At 44.9% G+C, this 1026-nt stretch carries 1 protein-coding gene; it reads right to left on the reverse strand.

Features of this window, described 5'->3' with window-relative positions; all coding sequences use genetic code 11:
- Window positions 1–1026 (reverse strand): toprim domain-containing protein (locus ACE3T3_RS15940; protein WP_374668650.1); only part of this gene is annotated, 1026 nt, incomplete at both ends.

The raw sequence follows: 1026 nt of genomic DNA on the forward strand, positions 1-1026 counted from the left end.
GTTGAATCTCTGCCACAGCACTGCGCACTTGTTCAGCCCACTGCTCAACATAAGCTCGGTCATGGTTTTGATCAAGCTTAAAGCCTTCAACCGAAATCAACGCATCTAAGACACTGGCAGGATAACGTACAGTTAAACGCTGTAAGCTCTTCTGAGACGTTTGATAGTCCGCAATCACATTCGCCAAAGCTTCACCACGGATCGCAGGTGCAGCATCGCTGATGTGCAATTCAAGCTCATCAATCGCGTTTGAAATTAAATAGGTTTCAAGCGCATCATTATCTTTCAGATATTGCTCTTGCTTGCCTTTTTTCAGCTTATACAGCGGTGGCTGAGCAATATAGATATAACCACGCTCCACCAGCTCAGGCATTTGACGGAAGAAGAAGGTCAACAATAGGGTACGAATGTGTGAACCATCCACATCAGCATCGGTCATGATGATGATTTTGTGATAACGCAACTTGTCCGGATTGTACTCTTCACGACCAATACCACAACCCAATGCCGTGATCAGCGTACCGACTTCTTGAGATGAAATCATCTTGTCAAAACGCGCACGTTCCACGTTTAGGATTTTACCTTTCAACGGTAAAATCGCTTGCATCTTACGGTTACGGCCTTGTTTAGCTGAACCGCCCGCAGAGTCACCCTCGACCAGATACAATTCAGATAATGCTGGATCTTTTTCTTGGCAATCCGCAAGCTTGCCTGGTAAGCCTGCAATGTCTAACGCACTTTTACGACGCGTCATTTCACGTGCTTTACGTGCTGCATCACGAGCACGTGCCGCATCAATGATTTTGCCTGCAATTGATTTTGCAGCTTGCGGGTTTTCAAGCAAATATTCAGAGAATGATTTATTCATTGCCTGCTCAACCGCAGGTTTCACTTCACTAGAAACCAACTTTTCTTTGGTCTGAGAAGAGAACTTCGGATCAGGCACTTTCACTGAAACAATCGCAGTTAAACCTTCACGTGCATCATCACCAGAAACCGCTACTTTCTCTTTTTTGAGTAAGTTTT

It is taken from the genome of Acinetobacter sp., from assembly GCF_041919735.1.
In the GTDB taxonomy this organism is placed as follows: domain Bacteria; phylum Pseudomonadota; class Gammaproteobacteria; order Pseudomonadales; family Moraxellaceae; genus Acinetobacter.